The 1124-nt window shown below is 41.4% G+C and carries 1 protein-coding gene; it reads left to right on the plus strand.

The genetic code is table 11. The features are described 5' to 3' along the window. A partial coding sequence (locus V5N63_RS09095) for an outer membrane beta-barrel family protein (RefSeq protein WP_332033692.1) occupies nt 1-1014 on the plus strand: 1014 nt, incomplete at its 5' end. Nucleotides 1015-1124: the final 110 nt, after the last annotated feature.

Consider the following 1124-nt stretch of genomic DNA (forward strand, 5'->3'; position numbering starts at 1 on the left):
GCGGCTTACGCACAGTTTAAAAGCAAAATCGATAAATTTGGTTACCAACTTGGTTTGCGTGCTGAAAATTCCGATATCGGGATCGACTACAGAAGTTTAAGCGGCAACGTTTCGCGTAAGGACAAAAATTATACAGGATTTTTCCCAAGTGTATTCCTGAGCTATGATTTAGGAAGCACCAACAATCAGCTTTTATTAAACTATTCAAGAAGAATCAACCGTCCGCGTTCATGGTTCATGATTCCTTACCCGACTTCCCTGGCAAACCGCCAGAATTTATTCCGTGGTAACGAAGACCTGAACCCTGAATACATCGACTCTTTCGAATTGGGTTATGCCATCCAGAAGAAAAAACTTACCATTAACCCTACCCTGTACTACCGATCTACAAAGGACGAAACTCAGTTTGTAGTGATGAGTGAGAGCCCGGGATCGAACGTACTGATTACCCGTCCGTACAATATCGGCAGCGATCAACAGTACGGTCTTGATCTGAATGCTACTGCAGATCTGTTCTCGTGGTGGAAGATTATGGCCAGCGCAGATCTGTTCGGGTATAAAACCGAGGGTGAATTTTTCGATGCTGCAACCATGACCAAACCGCTTTCTTTCGACGGTTCAGGTTTCTCAACAAGATTCAGACTTACCAACAGTTTTAAAATTGATAAAACTTTGGGAGTGCAGGTTCAGGGATTCTACCGTGGAGGTCAGAAAACAGCTTCCAGCGAAAGTAAGCCAATGTACGTTCTTAATTTTGGTGCTAATAAAACCATCTGGAAAGGAAACGGAACTCTTGCCTTCAACATCCAGGATATCTTAGGAACCAGAGGCCGTGAAATGACAAGTTTCGGAAACAATTTTGAGAAAGAATCATTTATGCGGTGGATGCCAAGAACATTCAACCTTTCACTCACCTACCGTTTCAAACAGGGTGAAAAGGTTGATCAGCCAAAACGTAAGAAAGACATTAACAGTAATTCGCAAGGCGACGATGAGCAGCAAGGACCAATGTAAAAAAAGTGTTAGTTTTATTTATAAAAACAGTCCCGTTCGATATTGAACAGGACTGTTTTTTTTATAGCTTAAATAATATTATTCCTTTAATTGTTTCTGGATTCCAGATA

It is taken from the genome of Kaistella sp., from assembly GCF_032060305.1.
In the GTDB taxonomy this organism is placed as follows: Bacteria; Bacteroidota; Bacteroidia; order Flavobacteriales; family Weeksellaceae; genus Kaistella; species Kaistella yananensis.